The sequence below is a fragment of the Streptomyces sp. ASQP_92 genome (assembly GCF_025399895.1).
Lineage (GTDB): Bacteria > Actinomycetota > Actinomycetes > Streptomycetales > Streptomycetaceae > Streptomyces.
Genome location: NZ_JAODUA010000001.1, coordinates 1,004,334 through 1,022,273, shown reverse-complemented (window position 1 = coordinate 1,022,273; position 17,940 = coordinate 1,004,334). Strand labels below are relative to the sequence as shown.

The following is a 17,940-nucleotide window of genomic DNA, read 5'->3' as shown; positions in this document are numbered from 1 at the left end:
AACTCTCCCCCGTGGATACGACCCTTCATGACCCCCTCGTCGGGCAGGTGCTCGACGGCCGCTACCGCGTCGACGCGCGCATCGCCGTCGGCGGTATGGCCACGGTCTACCGGGCCGTCGACACCCGTCTCGACCGCGTCCTCGCCCTCAAGGTGATGCACCCGGGCCTCGCCGCGGACGCCACGTTCGTGGAGCGCTTCATCCGGGAGGCCAAGTCGGTCGCCCGGCTCGCGCACCCCAATGTGGTCGGCGTCTTCGACCAGGGCGCCCAGGACCAGTACGTCTATCTCGCCATGGAGTACATCGCGGGCTGCACCCTGCGCGATGTGCTGCGCGAGCGCGGCGCGCTCCAGCCGCGCGCGGCCCTCGACATCCTGGAGCCCGTGCTCGCGGCCCTCGGCGCCGCCCACCGGGCCGGGTTCGTGCACCGGGACATGAAGCCCGAGAACGTCCTGATCGGGGACGACGGCCGGGTCAAGGTCGCCGACTTCGGCCTGGTGAGGGCCGTGGACGCGGTGACCAGCACCACCGGCTCGGTCCTCGGCACCGTCTCCTACCTCGCCCCCGAGCAGATCGAGCACGGCACCGCGGACACCCGCGCCGACGTGTACGCGTGCGGGGTCGTCCTGTACGAGATGCTCACCGGTGCCAAGCCGCACGGCGGGGACACCCCCGCCCAGATCCTCTACGCCCACCTCCACGAGGGGATGCCCGCGCCGTCCGCGGCCGTGCCCGGGCTCGCCCCGGAGCTGGACGAGCTGGTCGCCTCGGCGACGGCCCGTAACCCCGATGTCCGCCCCGACGACGCGGTCGGCCTGCTCGCGCTGACCCTGACCGCCCGCGCGGCACTCGACGAGGAGCAGCTCGACGCGGTCCCGCCCGGCGCGCACGCCGCCTCGGACAAGAGCGGCTCCGAGGACCGTACGCGGGTGATCCCTCGCGCCGTGACGACGCCGGTCACCCCGGCGGCCGTGCCACTGCCCGCCGAGTCCCCCCTGTCCGACTCCGTCCACCGCACCAGCCGGCTGATCATGCCGCAGCGCGTCGAGGAGGAGCCGGAGCCCGCGCCCCGCGTGCGGGGCGGGCGGCTGAACAACCGGCGCGGCCTGATCGCCCTGGTGACCGCGCTGCTGCTCGTCTTCGGCGTCGGCGCGGGCGTCTGGTACATCAACTCCGGCCAGTTCACCCACGTTCCGGCCCTCATCGGGCAGAGCGAGGACGCGGCGAAGAAGAAGCTCTCGGGTGCCGGGCTCGGCGTCGAGAAGGTCGACCGGCAGTTCAGCGACACCGTCGAGCGGGGCCAGGTCATCTCGACCGACCCGGCCACCGGCGCCCGTATCCGCGGCAACGGCTCGGTGACGCTGGTCGTCTCGCGCGGCCCCGAGACGGCTCAGGTGCCCCAACTGAACGGGATGGCGCTGGAGAAGGCCAAGGACGAGCTGCGCAAGGCGGGCTTCGCGCCCGGCGACACCTCCACCGAGTTCAGCGACGACGTCGAGCAGGGTGCGGTGATCCGCACCGACCCGCCCGCCGGCGTGAAGCGCCACACCGACACCGCCGTCGCGCTCGTCCTCAGCAAGGGCGCCCCCGTCGACGTGCCCGGGGTCGTCGGCGACTCGGTGGCCGATGCCACAGCCGCCCTCCAGGACGCGGGCCTCAAGGTCACCGTCGCCCCCGAGCAGGTCAACTCGCCGCAGGACGCGGGCAAGGTCGCGGTCCAGTCGGCCGCCGAGCACGCCCGCCTCGCCAAGGGCGACAGCGTCACCCTGACCGTGTCCAAGGGACCCCGGCCGGTGACCGTGCCCAAGGTGACCGGGCAGAAGGCGTCCGACGCCCAAAAGGCGCTGGAAGCGGCCGGGTTCAAGGTGAAGGTCGACCGCAGCTTCCCGTTCCTGAGCGACGAGGTGTCCGGGCAGTCGGTGGCCGCCGGCGCGCAGGCCCCCGAGGGCTCCACCATCACCATCACCACCAAGGGACTGTAGGTAGCCACCCCATGCGCAACCCCATCGGCGGCCATGTCCCCGTGGCCGGCGGCCTCGCCACGACCGGGCTCGCCTTCGCGCGCGACATCGGCGCCGAGACCGTCCAGGTCTTCGTGGCCAATCCGCGCGGCTGGGCCACTCCCACCGGCAACCCGGCCCAGGACGAACGGTTCCGGGCCGAGTGCGCCGAGGCCTCGATCCCGGCGTACGTCCACGCCCCGTACCTGATCAACTTCGGCTCCAGCACCGAGGCGACGGTGGAGCGGTCGGTGGAGTCGCTGCGGCACTCGCTGCGCCGGGGCCGCGAGATCGGCGCGCTCGGCGTGGTCGTGCACACCGGCTCGGCGACCGGCGGGCGCACCCGCGCGGAGGCCCTGGCCCAGGTGCGCAGGCATCTGCTGCCGCTCCTGGACGAACTCACCCACGACGACGACCCGTTCCTGCTGCTCGAGTCGACCGCCGGGCAGGGCTCGTCCCTGTGCTCGCGCACCTGGGACTTCGGCCCCTACTTCGAAGCCCTGGACGCGCACCCCAAGCTGGGGATCTGTCTGGACACCTGCCACATCTACGCGGCCGGCCACGACGTGGCGGGGCCCGGCGGGATGAAGCAGACCCTGGACCTCCTGGTGGAGACCGTCGGCGAGGGACGGCTGAAGCTGATCCACGCCAATGACTCCAAGGATGTGGCCGGCGCACACAAGGACCGCCACGAGAACATTGGCTCGGGACACATCGGCCAGGAGCCGTTCCGTGAGCTGCTCGGACATCCGGCGACCGAGGGCGTACCGCTGGTCATCGAGACGCCCGGCGGCAAGGAGGGGAACGCGGCGGACGTGGCCCGGCTGAAGTCCCTGCGGGCCTAGGGCCCGGCCGGCTCAGAGCTCGGGGCCGTCCCCGGGCTCCTCCTGGTAGGAGTAGCGCTGCTCGCGCCAGGGGTCACCGATGTTGTGGTAACCCCGCTCCTCCCAGAAGCCCCGGCGGTCGGTGGTCATGTACTCGATGCCGCGGACCCACTTGGGGCCCTTCCAGGCGTAGAGGTGCGGCACCACCAGGCGCAGCGGGAAACCGTGTTCGGCGGTGAGCAGTTCGCCGCCGTTGTGGGTGGCGAACAGGGTGCGGTCGGAGAGGAAGTCGGCCAGCCGCAGATTGGAGCTGAAGCCGTATTCGGCCCACACCATCACATGGGTGACATCGGGTGCGGGCGGCGCGAGTTCGACGATCGTGCGGGTGCTGACCCCGCCCCATTCGGCCCCGAGCATCGAGAACTTGGTGACGCAGTGCAGATCGGCGACCACGGTCTCGAACGGCAGCGCCGAGAACTCCTCGTGGTTCCAGCAGTGCTTGTCGCCGTCGGCGGTGGCCCCGAAGACGCGGAACTCCCAGCGCTCCGGCTTGAACTTGGGCACCGGGCCGTAGTGGGTCACCGGCCAGCCGCGCTGGAGGCGCTGACCCGGCGGAAGCTCCGACTGCGCTGCTCCCTGCCGCTCCCGGCTCTCCGGCTGACCCATGACTCCATGGTGACAGACCCCGGGGGGTGGTGTTGACCAGGGACGTCCCGATTCGGGCAACTCCTACTAAGCATGCACTTACTGGACGGTCCCTGATCACGGTGCAAGGATGCGCGAAACCTGCCCAGTTACCGCTTGGAAGGAGCCTCTGCGATGCAGGGCGACCCCGAGGTCATCGAATTCCTGAATGAGCAGCTGAGTGCCGAGCTGACGGCGATCAACCAGTACTGGCTGCACAGCGCGATGCAGGCCAACTTCGGCTGGACGAAGCTGGCCAAGTACACGCGTCATGAGTCGATCGACGAGATGAAGCACGCGGAGGTGCTGACCGACCGGATCCTGTTCCTGGACGGTCTGCCGAACTTCCAGCGCCTCTTCCATGTGCGCATCGGGCAGACGGTCACCGAGATGTTCCAGGCGGACCGGCAGATCGAGGTCGAGGCGATCGACCGCCTCAAGCGCGGCATCGAGGTCATGCGGGCGAAGGGCGACATCACGTCGGCGAACATCTTCGAGTCGATCCTGGCCGACGAGGAGCACCACATCGACTATCTCGACACCCAGCTGGAGCTGGTCGAGAAGCTCGGGGAGCCGCTCTACATCGCGCAGCTCATCGAGCAGCCCGAGAGCTAGACGCCCCGCGGGGCGCGGCTCAGGCGGCGGCGTCGTCGAGGGCGGGGGCGAACTCGGGCGCCACGGCCGTGAGCGCGGGCCGGCCCTGTTCCACCAGCTCGCGCCGGGGGCAGGCGCCGCGTCCGAGCAGCGACTGGATGCGGCGCACGCACGAACCGCAGTCGGTGCCGGCCTTGGAGGCGGAAGCTATCTGGCGGGGGGTGCAGGCACCGCCCTCCGCGTGCTTCTTGACCTGCTCCTCGGTGACACCGAAGCAGTTGCATACGTACACGCGGTTCACCTCCCGGGGTGATCGACGGGGGTCGAATGAGGCCCGTCCCGATCGGCCGTTTCCCGCTCCGTCGGTGAGGCAACCCTAACCTTACCTGTCGGCCCGGGTGCGCGACAGACCGGATACGCCAGTGGGGCGCGGATCACATGGATCCGCGCCCCATTGCTGTGCGTACGCCTCTGCGGGCCGGCTGGGCCTACTGGTCGCGGTACATCTCGGCGACGAGGAACGCCAGGTCCAGGGACTGGCTGCGGTTCAGGCGGGGGTCGCAGGCCGTCTCGTAGCGCTGGTGGAGGTCGTCGACGAAGATCTCGTCGCCGCCGCCCACGCACTCGGTGACGTCGTCACCGGTGAGCTCGACGTGGATGCCGCCCGGGTGCGTGCCGAGCGCCTTGTGGACCTCGAAGAAGCCCTTGACCTCGTCCAGGACGTCGTCGAAGCGGCGCGTCTTGTGGCCGGAGGCCGCCTCGAAGGTGTTGCCGTGCATCGGGTCGGTGACCCAGGCGACGACCGCCCCGGAGGCGGTGACCTTCTCGACCAGCTCGGGGAGCTTGTCGCGGACCTTGTCGGCGCCCATGCGCACGACGAAGGTCAGCCGGCCCGGCTCGCGGTCCGGGTCGAGGCGGTCCACGTAGGTGAGCGCCTCGTCGACGGAGGTCGTCGGGCCGAGCTTGATGCCGATGGGGTTGCGGATCCGGGAGGCGAACTCGATGTGCGCCCCGTCCAGCTGCCGGGTGCGCTCACCGATCCAGACCATGTGGCCCGAGGTGTCGTAGAGGCTGCCGGTGCGCGAGTCGACGCGGGTGAGCGCCGACTCGTAGTCGAGCAGCAGCGCCTCGTGCGAGGCGTAGAACTCGACGGCCTTGAACTCGGCCGGGTCGGTGCCGCAGGCCTTCATGAAGTTCAGCGCGTTGTCGATCTCGCGGGCGAGCTGCTCGTAGCGCTGGCCGGACGGCGAGGACTTCACGAAGTCCTGGTTCCAGGCGTGCACCTGGCGCAGGTCGGCGTAGCCGCCGGTGGTGAAGGCGCGCACCAGGTTGAGCGTGGAGGCGGAGGCGTTGTACATCCGCTTCAGGCGCTCGGGGTCCGGCACGCGGTCCTTCTCCGTGAAGGCGAAGCCGTTCACGGAGTCACCGCGGTAGGTGGGCAGCGTCACGCCGTCGCGCGTCTCGGTGCCCTTGGAGCGGGGCTTGGAGTACTGGCCGGCGATGCGGCCGACCTTCACCACGGGCACGGAGGCCGCGTAGGTGAGGACGGCGCTCATCTGGAGGAGGGTCTTGAGCTTGGCCCGGATCTGTTCGGCGGAGACGGCGTCGAAGGCCTCGGCGCAGTCGCCGCCCTGGAGCAGGAACGCCTCGCCCCGGGCGACGGCTCCCAGACGGGCGCGCAGCTGGTCGCACTCGCCCGCGAAGACGAGCGGCGGATACGATTCGAGGTCCGCGATCACATCGCGCAGAGCCTCGGCATCGGGGTACTCGGGCTGCTGCGCCGCGGGAAGTTCACGCCAGGTGTTTACGTTCACGGTCACCGCACCCACATTACGGGGTCGGCCAAGCCGTCCACCCGGGCGACCACCAAATGAGACGCCGCTCACGCGCCCGTGACCGAAAGGGCAGTCCTGCCGTCCGGGAGGTCCCGGACCGTGACTGTTCATGATCATCCCCTGTTAATCTCACGCCGTCATTCAATTCCGGACAAAGGTGACCAGGGGTGGGCGTGAGTCGAAGCAGGGGCAAAACCCAGCAAAAACGCGCGAAGGGGAAGGTGCTGGGCTACGGGCTGGCCGGGGCGCTGGCGCTCACGGCGCTCGGCCCGCAGGCGCTCGCCGCGCCGGGCGTCGCGGCCCGTGACGGCGGCCCGGCGCCCTCGGTCCGGCAGGCCCAATTCGCCCGCGCGGCACAGGAGTTCAGGGTTCCGCAAAGCGTGCTGATGGCGGTCTCCTACCGACAGACGCACTGGGAGGACCACGACGGGCGGCCCAGCACCTCCGGTGCGTACAACGTCATGGGCCTGACCCGGGTGCTGCCCGGGGACGTGCTGCGGCCGAGCGCCCAGGAGCGGCTCGCCCATCTCGACCTGAGCGGCGACCCGGCCGTCATGAAGAGGTTCGACGCCGCGCGGGCGCCGCTCGCCGAGCCCCCCGTGGACACCGCCGACCCGCGTCTGCACACCCTGGACGAGGCCGCGGGCCTGATCGGCGCGCCGGTGGACGCGGTCCGCGACGACGCCGGGCAGAGCATCCGGGCGGGCGCGGCCCTGCTCGCCCGCTACCAGCGCGCGGCCACCGGCTCGCTCCCGGTCGACCCGGGCGCCTGGTACCCGGCGGTGGCGCGCTACAGCCAGGCCCCCGACGCCCGGGGCGCCGGCGCCTTCGCCGAGCGCGTCTTCGACTCGGTGCGCTCCGGCGAGCGCCGGGTCACCGACGACGGCCAGTCCCTCGCGCTGCCCGCCGACCCCGGGGTGAAGCCCGCCGCGCCCGCCACCGCGGCGCCCTCGGCCGGGACGGCGACCCCGGAGTGCCCGGCCGGTCTCCCCTGCGACCTGAAGCCCGCCGACCCGAACAACTACAACGTGGCGACCCGGCCGGACGGCGGCTTCGACATCCGCCAGATCGTGCTCCACGACACCGAGGGCTCCTACGAGAGCGCGATCAAGACCTTCCAGGACCCCAAGAGCTCCGCCAGCACGCACTACGTGGTCAAGGACGACGGCAGCCTGGTCACCCAGGTGGTGGCCACGAAGGACGAGGCGTACCACGCGGGCAACAAGTCGGTGAACATGCACGCGCTCGGCGTCGAGCACGTGGGCTTCGCGATGAAGCAGGGCAGTTGGTACGGCGAGCCGCTCTACGACGCGTCCGCCCGGCTCGTGACGTACCTGGCCGAGCGGTTCTCCATCCCCCTGGACCGCGAGCACGTCCTCGGCCACGACGAGGTGCCGGGCCCGCTCGACGGCTATGTGGCCGGCCAGCACTGGGACCCGGGTCCGTTCTGGGACTGGAACCACTACATGACGCTGCTGGGCTCGCAAAACTGCCCGGGCCGGGGGATGCCCGAGGCCGGTCAGGCCGTCGAGGTCGTCCCGTCGTTCACGCCCCGTACGACGACGTACTACGACCCCGCCACCAAGGTCCGCACCACCTTCGACCAGCCCGTCAACTTCGGCTATCTGTACGCCTCCCCGTCCACCGACGCCGCCCCGCTCGCCGACCCCTACCTGGGGACGCAGATCGCGACCGAGGGCCCGAACTGGGCCAACAAGGTCGTCGCGGGCGGCCGGTACGTCGTGGCGGACCGGCAGGGCGAGTGGACGGCCATCTGGTACGGCGGGCAGAAGGCCTGGTTCCACAACCCGGGCGGCCGTTTCACCTCCCCCGTGGCGGGCTCCCCGGCCCCGGTCGTCCTGAAGGCCAGGGGCTCCGAGCCGGTCCCGGTCTACGGGCGCTCGTACCCCGAGGACGCGGCCTACGCGGGCACCGGGGTGCCGGTGCAGGGCAACAACTCCGCGGCCCTGACCAAGTACGCGATCCCGGCCGGCCAGGCCTACGTGGCCGCGGGCGGACCGGTCGCGGGCGACTACTACTACGGCGGGACCACGCTCGGCACCCTGGTCAAGGGCGACCGGACCTTCTACCCGATCCGCTACAACCACCGGATCGCCTGGGTGCGGGCCGCCGACGTCCAGCAGGTCACCCCGGCCGGCTAGGCCCTTTTCGACGGCGCCGCCGGGTGGCGGTTTCGTCGGGTAGAGTGCCCGCCATGTTCGCGCACTCGACCCAGAACTGGTGGTGGACCGCTCATCCGGCGGCCCGCTGATCTCTGCGCGTACACAGACTCGCGAAGGCCGCCCCGAGGGGCGGCCTTCAGTGTTTTCCCGGGCCGTTCCTCCCGCTCACCCCCGGAAGGAATTCCCCGACTCATGCTGATCCAGAGGCTGTTGGACGAGAACTGCCCGCCGTTCGCGCTGCTGCGCAGGCGCACCCCGGGCCGCGACCACGATGTCGTCGAGCTGTTGATCGGCGAGGTCCACGAGGTCGAGCGCCTCGCCGATCTGCCCGTCGGGGACCGGCCCGCGCTCGCCCTGGTGCCGTTCCGGCAGATCAGGGAGCGCGGCTTCGACGTCCGCGACGACGGGACCCCGCTCTCGGTGCTGATCGCCGGCGAGCGGCACGAACTGCCCCTCGCGGACGCCCTCGCCGAGCTGCCCGCGCACGAGGTGCGGGTCGAGCGAGGCGGCTTCGACGTGGGCGACGAGGAGTACGCCGGGATCGTGCGGCGGGTGATCGACGACGAGATCGGCCGCGGCGAGGGCGCCAACTTCGTCATCCGGCGCACCTTCACCGGCGAGATCCCCGGCTTCGGCCGGGCCGACGCGCTCGCCCTGTTCCGCCGGCTCCTGGCGGGCGAGCGGGGCGCGTACTGGACGTATGTGGTGCATACAGGCGACCGCACGCTGGTGGGGGCGAGCCCCGAGGTGCACGTACGGATGTCCGGCGGCACGGTCGTCATGAACCCGATCAGCGGGACCTACCGCTATCCGGCGTCCGGCCCCACTCCCGAGGGCCTGCTGGACTTCCTGGCCGACCGCAAGGAGACCGACGAGCTGTCGATGGTCGTCGACGAGGAACTCAAGATGATGTGCACCGTCGGCGACATGGGCGGCGTGGTGATCGGCCCCCGCCTCAAGGAGATGGCCCATCTCGCGCACACCGAATACGAGTTGAGGGGACGCTCCTCCCTGGACGTGCGCGAGGTCCTGAAGGAGACGATGTTCGCGGCGACGGTCACCGGCTCGCCGGTGCAGAACGCCTGCCGCGTCATCGAGCGGTACGAGGACGGCGGGCGCGGCTACTACGCGGGCGCGCTCGCCCTGCTCGGCCGGGACGCGGGCGGCGCCCAGACGCTCGACTCGCCCATCCTGATCCGCACCGCGGACATCTCCCCCGAGGGCCGTCTCAGGGTCCCGGTCGGCGCCACCCTGGTACGCCACTCGGACCCGGCGAGCGAGGTCGCCGAGACCCATGCGAAGGCCGCCGGTGTCCTCGCGGCGCTCGGGGTGCGGCCCGGCCGGCCGGCCACCGGCTCCGTACGCCCGCGACTCGCCGACGACCCGCGGGTGCGGGCCGCCCTGGACGCCCGGCGGGCCGACCTCGCGCCGTTCTGGCTGCGGATGCGGGAGCGGCCGGCCGAGCCGGGCGGATCGGCGCTGGTGGTGGACGGCGAGGACACGTTCACGGCGATGCTCGCGCATGTGCTGCGCTCGGCGGGCCTGGATGTCTCGGTGCTGCGCTACGACGCCCCCGGGCTGCGGGAGCGGGCGCTGGGCCACCGGGGCCCGGTGATCCTCGGCCCGGGGCCCGGCGACCCCTCGGACGCGGCCGACCCGAAGATGGCGCTGCTTCGCCCGCTCGCCGCGGAGCTGCTGCGCTCGCACCGGCACGGGCTGCTCGGCGTGTGCCTGGGCCATGAGCTGATCGCCGCCGAGCTGGGCTTGGACATCGTGCGCAAGCGGGAGCCGCACCAGGGTGCGCAGCGGCGGATCGACCTGTTCGGGCGGGCCGAGACGGTCGGCTTCTACAACAGCTTCGCGGCGCGGTGCGCGGGCGAGCTGCCCGGTGTGGAGATCGCGCGGGACCCGGTGACGCACGAGGTGCACGCGCTGCGCGGCCCGGGCTACGCGGGCATCCAGTTCCATCCGGAGTCGGTGCTGACCCTGCGCGGACCCGAGGTCGTCAGGGAGCTGCTCGCGGGGGTGGCGGCGGTGCGCTGAACGCGCGCCGCCTCACCAGGGGGCGGGGACCAGGACGTTCTCGGTGTGGCGGCCCTCCCCATAGGCCGCCACGTTCTCCACCGTGGCCGCGACGATCTGACCCACCGCCTCCCGGGTGTAGTACGCCTGGTGCGAGGTGACCACCACGTTGGGGAAGGTCACGAGCCGGGCCAGGGTGTCGTCCTCGACGGCCTCCAGGGACTTGTCGAGGAAGAACAGACCCGCCTCGGCCTCGTACACGTCCAGGCCCACCCCGGCGAAGCGGCCCTTGCGCAACTCGCCCACCAGGGCGTCCGTGTCGATGAGCCCGCCCCGGCTGGAGTTCACCAGGATCGCGTCGTCCTTCATCGAGGCGAGTTCCGCGCGCCCCACGAGGTGCTGGGTGGAGGGCAGCAGCGGCACGTGCAGGCTGATCACGTCGGCGCGCGCGAAGAGTTCGTCCTTGTCGACGTACGTCATGCCGAGCTCGACGCAGGACGGGTTGTGGGCCACGTCCCAGCCGAGCAGGTTCATGCCGAAGCCATGGGCGATCCGGGTGAACGCCTCGCCGATCTTCCCGGTGCCGAGCACCCCGACCGTGCGGCCCCGGAGGTCACGCCCCAGCAGCCCGTCGAGACGGAAGTCGAAGTCGCGGGTGCGGTTGGAGGCCCGCACGATGCGCCGGTTCACGGCCATCGCCAGGGTCCAGGCGAATTCGGCGACCGAGTACGGGGAGTAGTGGGAGACCCGGGCGATGGTGAGGCCGAGGCGGGCGGCCACCTCCAGGTCGATGTTGTTGAAGCCCGTGGAGCGCTGGGCGATCATCCGCGTGCCGCCGACGGCCAGGCTCTGGAGCACCCGGGCGTCCAGCCTGGCGTTGACGCTGGTGGAGATCACCTCGTACCCGGCGGCGATCGGGGCGGTGTCCTCGGTCAGGAAGACGTCCAGGCAGCGCACCGGGTGGTGGCCCGCGAAGGCCCGCTCGATCAGCGGCTTCTCGTCGGCCTGCACGCCGAACGCGAGGATGTCCACGACTCTCCCTGAAGGGGCGAAGGGGGGCGCCTTTCGACCACATCGGCCGCCGATGAGGGCCATGGGCCGGATGTCGCGAATATACGGCCCACAGCCCCGCCCCGCCCGGCCGGATCAGCCGAAGAAGACGCCCACCTCGGCGTAGAGCGCGGGGTCCACGGTCTTCAGCTTCGCGGTCGCCTCCGAGATCGGCACCCGCACGATGTCGGTGCCGCGCAGCGCGACCATCATGCCGAAGGCGCCGTCGCGCACCGCCTCGATGGCGTGCAGTCCGAAGCGGGTCGCCAGCCACCGGTCGAACGCGCTCGGGGTGCCGCCGCGCTGCACATGGCCGAGGACGGTGGTCCTGGCCTCCTTGCCGGTGCGCTTCTCGATCTCCTTGGCGAGCCATTCCCCGACGCCGGAGAGGCGTACGTGCCCGAAGGAGTCCAGGGTGCCGTCCTTCAGGACCATCTCGCCGTCCTTGGGCATGGCGCCCTCGGCGATGCAGACGATCGGGGCGTAGGAGGCCTTGAAGCGGGAGGTGACCCATGCGCAGACCTGGTCGACGTCGAAGCGCTGCTCGGGGATGAGGATGACGTTGGCGCCGCCGGCCAGGCCCGAGTGCAGCGCGATCCAGCCCGCGTGCCGCCCCATAACCTCGACGACGAGGACCCTCATGTGGGACTCGGCCGTGGTGTGCAGCCGGTCGATGGCCTCCGTCGCGATGCCGACGGCGGTGTTGAACCCGAAGGTGTAGTCGGTGGCGGACAGGTCGTTGTCGATCGTCTTGGGCACCCCGACGCAGGGGATGCCGTACTCGTCGCTGAGGCGGGCCGCGACACCGAGGGTGTCCTCGCCGCCGATCGCGATCACGGCGTCGATCTCGTACTTGGTGAGGTTCTCCTTGATGCGGCGGACCCCGTTCTCCGCCTTGAGGGGGTTGGTGCGCGAGGAGCCGAGGATGGTGCCGCCGCGCGGCAGGATGCCGCGCACCGCCGGGATGTCCAGCTTGACGGTGTCGCCCTCCAGGGGCCCGCGCCAGCCGTCCTTGAACCCGGTGAACTCGTATCCGTACTCCTGCACACCCTTGCGGACGATGCCCCGGATGACGGCGTTGAGCCCGGGGCAGTCACCGCCTCCGGTCAGTACTCCGACCCGCATGGAATGGTCCCTTCACCTGGGAGTGACGTACGCGGTCCACGCTAGTGGTGACGTACGTCACTCCGGGATGGGCCGGAAGGTCAATTCCCTTGATCCGTACGGGAGTTGACGGTCCGTCGGTCACTCGTACGGGGGATGGCCCGCTCAGGCGTCGTCGAGGCCGGCCTCGATCGCGTACCGCACCAGCTCCACCCTGTTGTGCAACTGGAGCTTGCCCAGGGTGTTCTGGACGTGGTTCTGCACGGTGCGGTGCGAGATGACCAGGCGCTCGGCTATCTGCTTGTAGCTCAGGCCCTTGGCGACCAGGCGGAGCACCTCGGTCTCGCGCTCGGTGAGCCGGGGGGCGTTCGGTTCGTCGGCGGCCGCGGGCGCGGGGTCGCGGGCGAGCCTGCGGTACTCCCCGAGGACCAGGCCGGCCAGGCCGGGGGTGAACACGGGGTCGCCGACGGCCGTGCGGCGCACCGCGTCGGTCAGCTCCTCGGTGCTGGCCGACTTGAGGAGATAGCCCAGCGCGCCCGACTTCACCGCCTCCAGGACGTCCGCGTGCTCGCCCGAGGCCGACAGGACCAGCACCCTCAACGCCGGGTTGGCGGCGACCAGTTCCTTGCAGACCTGGGCGCCCGGCATGCCCGGCAGATTGAGGTCGAGGACCAGGACGTCGGGCGCCGCGGCCCGGGCCCGGCGCACCGCCTGGGGGCCGTCACCGGCCGTGGCGACCACCTCGAACCCTGCGGCGGCGAGGTCGCGGGCGACCGCGTCGCGCCACATCGGGTGGTCGTCGACCACCATCACCCTCACCGTCGTGTCCGCCCGCGCCGTGTGCTGCTCCGTCATCCGTTCCGTCCTGCCTTCCCCCGTGGGACCTTCAGTTCGACTTCCGTGCCCTGGCCCGGCACGGAGATCAGCTCCGCCGTGCCGCCCAGGTCGCGCAGCCGGCCCCGGATCGAGAGGGCGACGCCCATGCGCCCTTCCCCCTCGGCCCGCTCCAGCCGGCCCGCCGGGATTCCGGGCCCGTCGTCCCGTACCGTCACGACCACTTCGTCCCCCCAGTCCTCGACCAGGATCCAGGCCTGGGCCGAATCCCCCGCGTGCATACGGACATTGTCCAGGGCGGCACTGACAGCGGCCGCGAGCTCCCGCGCGGCGGGGGACGCGAGGAGCACCGGGGCGCCCGGCTCCGCGAAGGAGATCCTCGATCCGGCGTGCCGCGCGAGCAGCGAGCGCAGGTCCACGTCCCCGGCGTCACCCGGCTCGTCGTCGACCTCCACCACCCGCACGACGGCGCCGTTGGCGACGTCCTCCGAGGCGCGGGTCGGCGCGACCATGCCGCTGGAGACCAGGGTGCGCAGGGCGACCTCCTGCTCACCGGCGAGCCGGCCAAGTTCCGCGGCCTCGCCGCCCAGGGCACTGCCTCGGCGCTGCACCATGGCAAGCACCTGGAGCACGCTGTCGTGGATGTCGCGGGCCAGGCGCTCGCGCTCGCGGGTGGCCGCCTCGATCTCCAGGGCCCGCGCGAGCGTGGCCTCACTGGCCCGGGCCACCTCCACGATGTAGCCGATCGCGATCGAGGCGATCCACACCAGGATCACGTTGTGGAAGGTGTCCCGGGTGGGGTGGGCGCGCTCCACGATGTTGGCGACGGCCACCAGCGAGGAGGCGAACCCGGCCCAGCGCCAGCCGCCCTTGATCGCGTAGGCGAGGACCGCGCCGGCCGTCGCTATGGTCGGCAGCGTGGGGCCGTCGACGTGCTGGGCGTCCAGGTCCGCGAGCGGGGTCAGCAGGATGCCGGCCAGCATCACGGCGAGGTCGACGGCGAGGAAGGGCCTGGTGCAGGCGGCCGCGTTCGCCACGTTCGGCAGGGTCGCGAACGTCCACACGGTGAGCACCGCGAGGTAGCCGATGCCGACCCAGGGCCGTTCGAACTTCTCGTAGCCGCTGGCGAAGATCGCCAGCGCGTAGAGCGTGGTGAGCACCCGGTAGCCGGTCAGGGCCCGCCACAGCGGCAGTTCCACCGACATCCGGACGACTCGTTCGCGCTTCGCCATCTCCCCCACCCCTGACCGGGACCCGGCCGCCCCCCCTGGAGGGACGCGGCTAGTCGCCGGGCCGTTCCGCCCGCTTGGCCTGCTCGATCTCACGGGCCTTCTCCGCCCGCTCGGCGGCCTTGTGCTCGTCGGCGACGCGCTTGGCCTCGTCGGCGATCTGCCGCTTGGCGGCCGTCGCGTAGATGTCGACGTACTCCTGGCCGGAGAGCTTCATGATCTCGTACATGACCTCGTCGGTCACCGAGCGCAGGATGAACCGGTCGTTCTCCATGCCCTGGTACCGGCTGAAGTCGAGCGGCTTGCCGATCCGGATGCCGGGGCGCATCAGCTTGGGGACGACCTTGCCCGGCGGCTGGATCTTCTCGGTGTCGATCATGGCGACCGGGATGACGGGGGCGCCGGTGGCCAGCGCGACCCGCGGCAGGCCGCCCGGCTTGCCGCGGTAGAGGCGGCCGTCGGGCGAGCGGGTGCCCTCGGGATAGATACCGAAGAGGCCGCCGGCCCTGATGACGTCGATGCCGGCCTTGATCGCGGCGTCGCCCGCCCCCCGGGCGCCGGACCGGTCCACCGGGAGCTGGCCGACGCCCTTGAAGAAGGCGGCCGTCAGCTTGCCCTTGACCCCCGGGGAGGTGAAGTACTCGGCCTTGGCGATGAAGGTCACCTTGCGGTCGAGGACGGCCGGCAGGAAGAAGGAGTCCGAGAAGGAGAGATGGTTGCTCGCGAGGATCGCGGGACCCTCGGCGGGGATGTTCTCCAGGCCCTCCACCCACGGCCTGAAGGCGAGCTTCAGCGAGCCGCCGATGGAGAACTTCATAGCGCCGTAGATCAACTCGGATGCCTTCCTGTGCTTGTCGAACAGACCTTAACCCGTGCCGGACCCGGCCTCCCGCGCGACGGCCCTGGTCGGTGTCGGTCCGGTCGCGTACCGTGAAGTACGACTCCCCCGCACGAACCCCGCCCCTGCTCATGAACAGGAGACCCCTGGTGCCGGTCCTCCCTGGAGCCGAGCCGTTCCGCCACGAGGGCGGAGAGGTCGGCGTCCTCCTCTGCCACGGTTTCACCGGTTCCCCGCAGTCGCTGCGGCCCTGGGCCGACCACCTCGCCGAGCGCGGCCTCACGGTCTCGCTGCCGCTCCTGCCCGGCCACGGCACCCGCTGGCAGGACATGCAGCTCACGGGCTGGCAGGACTGGTACGCGGAGGTGGACCGCGCCCTGAGCGAGCTCCTGGAGCGCTGCACCCAGGTGTTCGTCTTCGGGCTCTCCATGGGCGGGGCCCTCGCGCTGCGGCTCGCCGCCAAGCACGGCGACGCGGTCAGCGGTCTGGTGCTCGTCAACCCCGGCAACAAGGTGCACGGCGTCGCCGCCCGCGCCCTGCCGGTGGTCCGCCACTTCGTGCCGTCCACCAAGGGCATCGCCAGCGACATCGCGCTGGAGGGCTCCCAGGAGATCGGTTACGACCGGGTGCCGCTGCACGCGGCGCACTCGCTGCGCACCTTCTTCAGGATCGTCGACGGTGAACTGCCGCAGGTGACCCAGCCGTTGATGGTTCTGCACAGCCCGCAGGACCATGTCGTGCCGCCCGCCGACTCGGCGCGGATCCTCAGCCGGGTCTCCTCCACCGACGTCGAGGAGATCCTGCTGGAACAGAGCTACCACGTGGCGACGTTGGACCATGACGCGGAGCGGATCTTCGAGGAGAGCTACTCGTTCATCGGCCGCCTCGCTCCGAGCGTCGGGAAGAAGGGGAGCACGAGCGGTGGCTGAGCACGATGCGGACCGCGAGCCGCAGCCGATCGACGAAGAGGCGGCCTGGGCGGCGATCGTGGCGGGATACGGCGAGGAACCGGCCGACCCGCCCGGCACCAGACCCTTCAGATCGGTGGAGGATCTCGCCCTGATCGAGGACGAGACGGCCGAGGAGGGCGAGGAGCCCGACCCGGCGGTCAAGACCAAGGGGCCCGACAAGGGCCTGGACAAGCCCGCCCTGGGCAGCTCGGTGGTGTTCGCGCCGGGCGTCGGCGGGCCCCGCGACTTCACGCCGGCGGAGCCGGCCGACGAGGGTGCGGGCTCGGCCCCCTCCGACCCCTCGGATCCCTTGGACGAGGGTCACTTCGTGCCGCCGGAGCCGCCCCCGCTGCCGGAGGCCGACGCGGCGGCGAAGTTCGCCTGGCTCGGGGTGATCGGCGGCCCGCTCCTGCTGATCCTCGCCGCGATCTTCGGCTGGGACATGACGTGGTGGCTCACCCTGCTCGGCGTGGGCGGCTTCCTGGGCGGCATCGCGACGCTGTTCGCCCGTATGCGGCCGGACGAGGACGACGACGACCCGGGCCGGGGCGCGGTCGTCTAACCGGGGCTCCGCCCCGGACCCCGTTCGCGCCTGAAGGGCGCTCGTCCTCAATCTCCCCCAAGGCCTTAAGGGCCAGGGGGGACCCCCACGACGGGCTGAGGATGCTCATGCGGGCCGGCACCGGTCCTGCCAGGGGCGCGGGGTACTGCGCGAAAAGCGACCACGGCCCGCACACGAAACCAGGGTTCCCCGGGGCTCCGCCCCAGACCCCGCATCGCGCCTGAACCGCGCTCGTCCTCAAACGCCGGACAGGCTGAAAATGCCCCCATGCGGGCCGGCACCAGCACTGCCAGGGGCGCGGGGAACTGCGCGAAAAGCGAGCACGGTCCGCGGACAGAAGGGGGTCAGGGGCGCGGGGAACTGCGCGGAGAGGATCAGCGGGCCCGCACCTGATCCCGCTCACCCCCGCGGAGCGATCCGGTCGGGACGCGCACGGCCGCCAGCACCGGAAGGTGATCCGTGGCCGCGCACAGGTCGGCCGGGGCCGCGAGGTCCAACGGGACGCCGCAGCCCAGGACTTCGATGCCCCGGGTCGCGAAGATCGCGTCGATGCGCTGGTGGGGGTCGGTCGGCGTGGAGGTGAACTCCCCACCCCACGGCGCCACTTGCCGGCAGTCCTGGAGGGCCGAGGCGAGCCGGGCGAAGCCGCGTCCGTCGGGCCGTTCGTTCAGGTCGCCGCCCGCGATCGCGTGGTCCACCCCCATCCCGGCGAGCCGGTCGAGCAGCGCCCCCGTCTGCTCGTAACGCTCGGCCTCCTGGAGGCTGAGGTGGGCGCTCAGTACGCCGAGCCTCGCCCCGCCGATCCGTACCACCGCGGTAGCGAAACCGCGCCGGTGCAGGCCGGGGGTGAGCGGCAGCAGCACGTCTTCGGTGCGTTCCACGGTGGCCCGCAGGGAGCACAGCAGCATCGGGCCCGCGGCGGTGGCCCCGCCGCCGAGGATCACCAGATCGGTCGCCGCCGCGAGGCGCGCCGCGGCCTTGCGCCAGCGGAAGAAGCGGGGTGCCTCCTGGATCAGGACGAGGTCGGGCGCGCAGGCGCGGATCACCCGGGCCAGCGCCGCGTTGTCGTCGCGCATCGAGCGGATGTTGTAGCTGAGGACGCGGATCACGGCCGAGCCGCTCTCCGTCGCGGACGCGGGCAGCTCGCCGTCGGGGGTGCTCATGGTCCACAACGTATGACAGCGCCCGCCGGTCCGGCGTGGACTCGGCGGGCGCCGTCGGCGGTACGGGT

At 71.6% G+C, this 17,940-nt stretch carries 17 protein-coding genes; 8 read left to right on the top strand and 9 right to left on the bottom strand.

The annotated features are described in order from the left end of the window. The first annotated feature begins 11 nt into the window (after positions 1–11). Complete coding sequence (gene pknB / locus N4G70_RS04460) at positions 12–1,982, top strand: Stk1 family PASTA domain-containing Ser/Thr kinase (protein ID WP_261711034.1); 1,971 nt, start codon at positions 12–14, stop codon at positions 1,980–1,982. 11 nt (positions 1,983–1,993) lie between these two features. After that, the gene (locus N4G70_RS04455) at positions 1,994–2,845 is read left to right on the top strand and encodes a deoxyribonuclease IV (protein WP_261711033.1); all 852 of its coding nucleotides are present in this window, start codon (positions 1,994–1,996) and stop codon (positions 2,843–2,845) included. A gap of 12 nt (positions 2,846–2,857) precedes the next feature. On the opposite strand, the gene N4G70_RS04450 is transcribed toward N4G70_RS04455, so the two are convergent. Next, positions 2,858–3,490, bottom strand: coding sequence for a sulfite oxidase-like oxidoreductase (locus N4G70_RS04450; RefSeq protein WP_261711032.1), 633 nt, complete (start codon positions 3,488–3,490; stop codon positions 2,858–2,860). Between the two features lie 153 nt (positions 3,491–3,643). Between N4G70_RS04450 and bfr the strand changes: the two genes are divergently transcribed. Continuing rightward, on the top strand, positions 3,644–4,123 hold the full coding sequence (gene bfr, locus N4G70_RS04445; protein WP_120724184.1) for a bacterioferritin: 480 nt from the start codon (positions 3,644–3,646) through the stop codon (positions 4,121–4,123). 19 nt (positions 4,124–4,142) lie between these two features. On the opposite strand, the gene N4G70_RS04440 is transcribed toward bfr, so the two are convergent. Both N4G70_RS04440 and N4G70_RS04435 read right to left on the bottom strand, forming a co-directional pair. After that, entirely contained in the window at positions 4,143–4,403 is a 261-nt protein-coding gene (locus N4G70_RS04440) for a bacterioferritin-associated ferredoxin (protein WP_261711031.1), read from the bottom strand. A 187-nt stretch (positions 4,404–4,590) separates the two neighbouring features. Continuing rightward, positions 4,591–5,922: a class II 3-deoxy-7-phosphoheptulonate synthase gene (locus N4G70_RS04435; protein WP_261711030.1), complete on the bottom strand. Its 1,332-nt coding sequence runs from the start codon at positions 5,920–5,922 to the stop codon at positions 4,591–4,593. A 188-nt stretch (positions 5,923–6,110) separates the two neighbouring features. Between N4G70_RS04435 and N4G70_RS04430 the strand changes: the two genes are divergently transcribed. From N4G70_RS04430 to N4G70_RS04425, 3 genes are all read left to right on the top strand, one after another. Continuing rightward, positions 6,111–8,099, top strand: coding sequence for an N-acetylmuramoyl-L-alanine amidase (locus tag N4G70_RS04430; protein WP_261711029.1), 1,989 nt, complete (start codon positions 6,111–6,113; stop codon positions 8,097–8,099). Between the two features lie 53 nt (positions 8,100–8,152). Continuing rightward, positions 8,153–8,209, top strand: a complete 57-nt coding sequence (locus tag N4G70_RS37120; RefSeq protein WP_078516689.1) for a trp operon leader peptide — start codon at positions 8,153–8,155, stop codon at positions 8,207–8,209. Between the two features lie 103 nt (positions 8,210–8,312). Continuing rightward, a complete protein-coding gene (locus tag N4G70_RS04425) occupies positions 8,313–10,163 on the top strand; it encodes an anthranilate synthase family protein (protein WP_261711028.1) in 1,851 nt (616 codons plus the stop codon). A 12-nt stretch (positions 10,164–10,175) separates the two neighbouring features. On the opposite strand, the gene N4G70_RS04420 is transcribed toward N4G70_RS04425, so the two are convergent. From N4G70_RS04420 to N4G70_RS04400, 5 genes are all read right to left on the bottom strand, one after another. Further along, complete coding sequence (locus N4G70_RS04420) at positions 10,176–11,174, bottom strand: 2-hydroxyacid dehydrogenase (protein WP_261711027.1); 999 nt, start codon at positions 11,172–11,174, stop codon at positions 10,176–10,178. A 114-nt stretch (positions 11,175–11,288) separates the two neighbouring features. Next, complete coding sequence (locus tag N4G70_RS04415) at positions 11,289–12,317, bottom strand: 6-phosphofructokinase (protein WP_261711026.1); 1,029 nt, start codon at positions 12,315–12,317, stop codon at positions 11,289–11,291. A 144-nt stretch (positions 12,318–12,461) separates the two neighbouring features. Further along, complete coding sequence (locus tag N4G70_RS04410; protein ID WP_261711025.1) at positions 12,462–13,151, bottom strand: response regulator transcription factor; 690 nt, start codon at positions 13,149–13,151, stop codon at positions 12,462–12,464. Next, positions 13,148–14,362, bottom strand: coding sequence for a MacS family sensor histidine kinase (gene macS, locus N4G70_RS04405; RefSeq protein ID WP_261711024.1), 1,215 nt, complete (start codon positions 14,360–14,362; stop codon positions 13,148–13,150). Before macS ends, N4G70_RS04410 begins: the two co-directional genes overlap by 4 nt. Before the next feature lie 49 nt (positions 14,363–14,411). Further along, a complete protein-coding gene (locus N4G70_RS04400) occupies positions 14,412–15,191 on the bottom strand; it encodes a 1-acyl-sn-glycerol-3-phosphate acyltransferase (RefSeq protein WP_261711023.1) in 780 nt (259 codons plus the stop codon). A gap of 155 nt (positions 15,192–15,346) precedes the next feature. On the opposite strand from N4G70_RS04400, the gene N4G70_RS04395 reads away from it, so the two are divergent. After that, positions 15,347–16,126, top strand: a complete 780-nt coding sequence (locus N4G70_RS04395) for a carboxylesterase (protein ID WP_261711022.1) — start codon at positions 15,347–15,349, stop codon at positions 16,124–16,126. Beyond that, complete coding sequence (locus N4G70_RS04390) at positions 16,119–16,709, top strand: hypothetical protein (RefSeq protein WP_261711021.1); 591 nt, start codon at positions 16,119–16,121, stop codon at positions 16,707–16,709. Before N4G70_RS04395 ends, N4G70_RS04390 begins: the two co-directional genes overlap by 8 nt. A gap of 374 nt (positions 16,710–17,083) precedes the next feature. Here the strand turns inward: N4G70_RS04390 and N4G70_RS04385 are convergent, their stop codons facing one another. Continuing rightward, a complete protein-coding gene (locus N4G70_RS04385; RefSeq protein WP_261711020.1) occupies positions 17,084–17,872 on the bottom strand; it encodes an endonuclease/exonuclease/phosphatase family protein in 789 nt (262 codons plus the stop codon). Between the last annotated feature and the right edge of the window lie 68 nt (positions 17,873–17,940).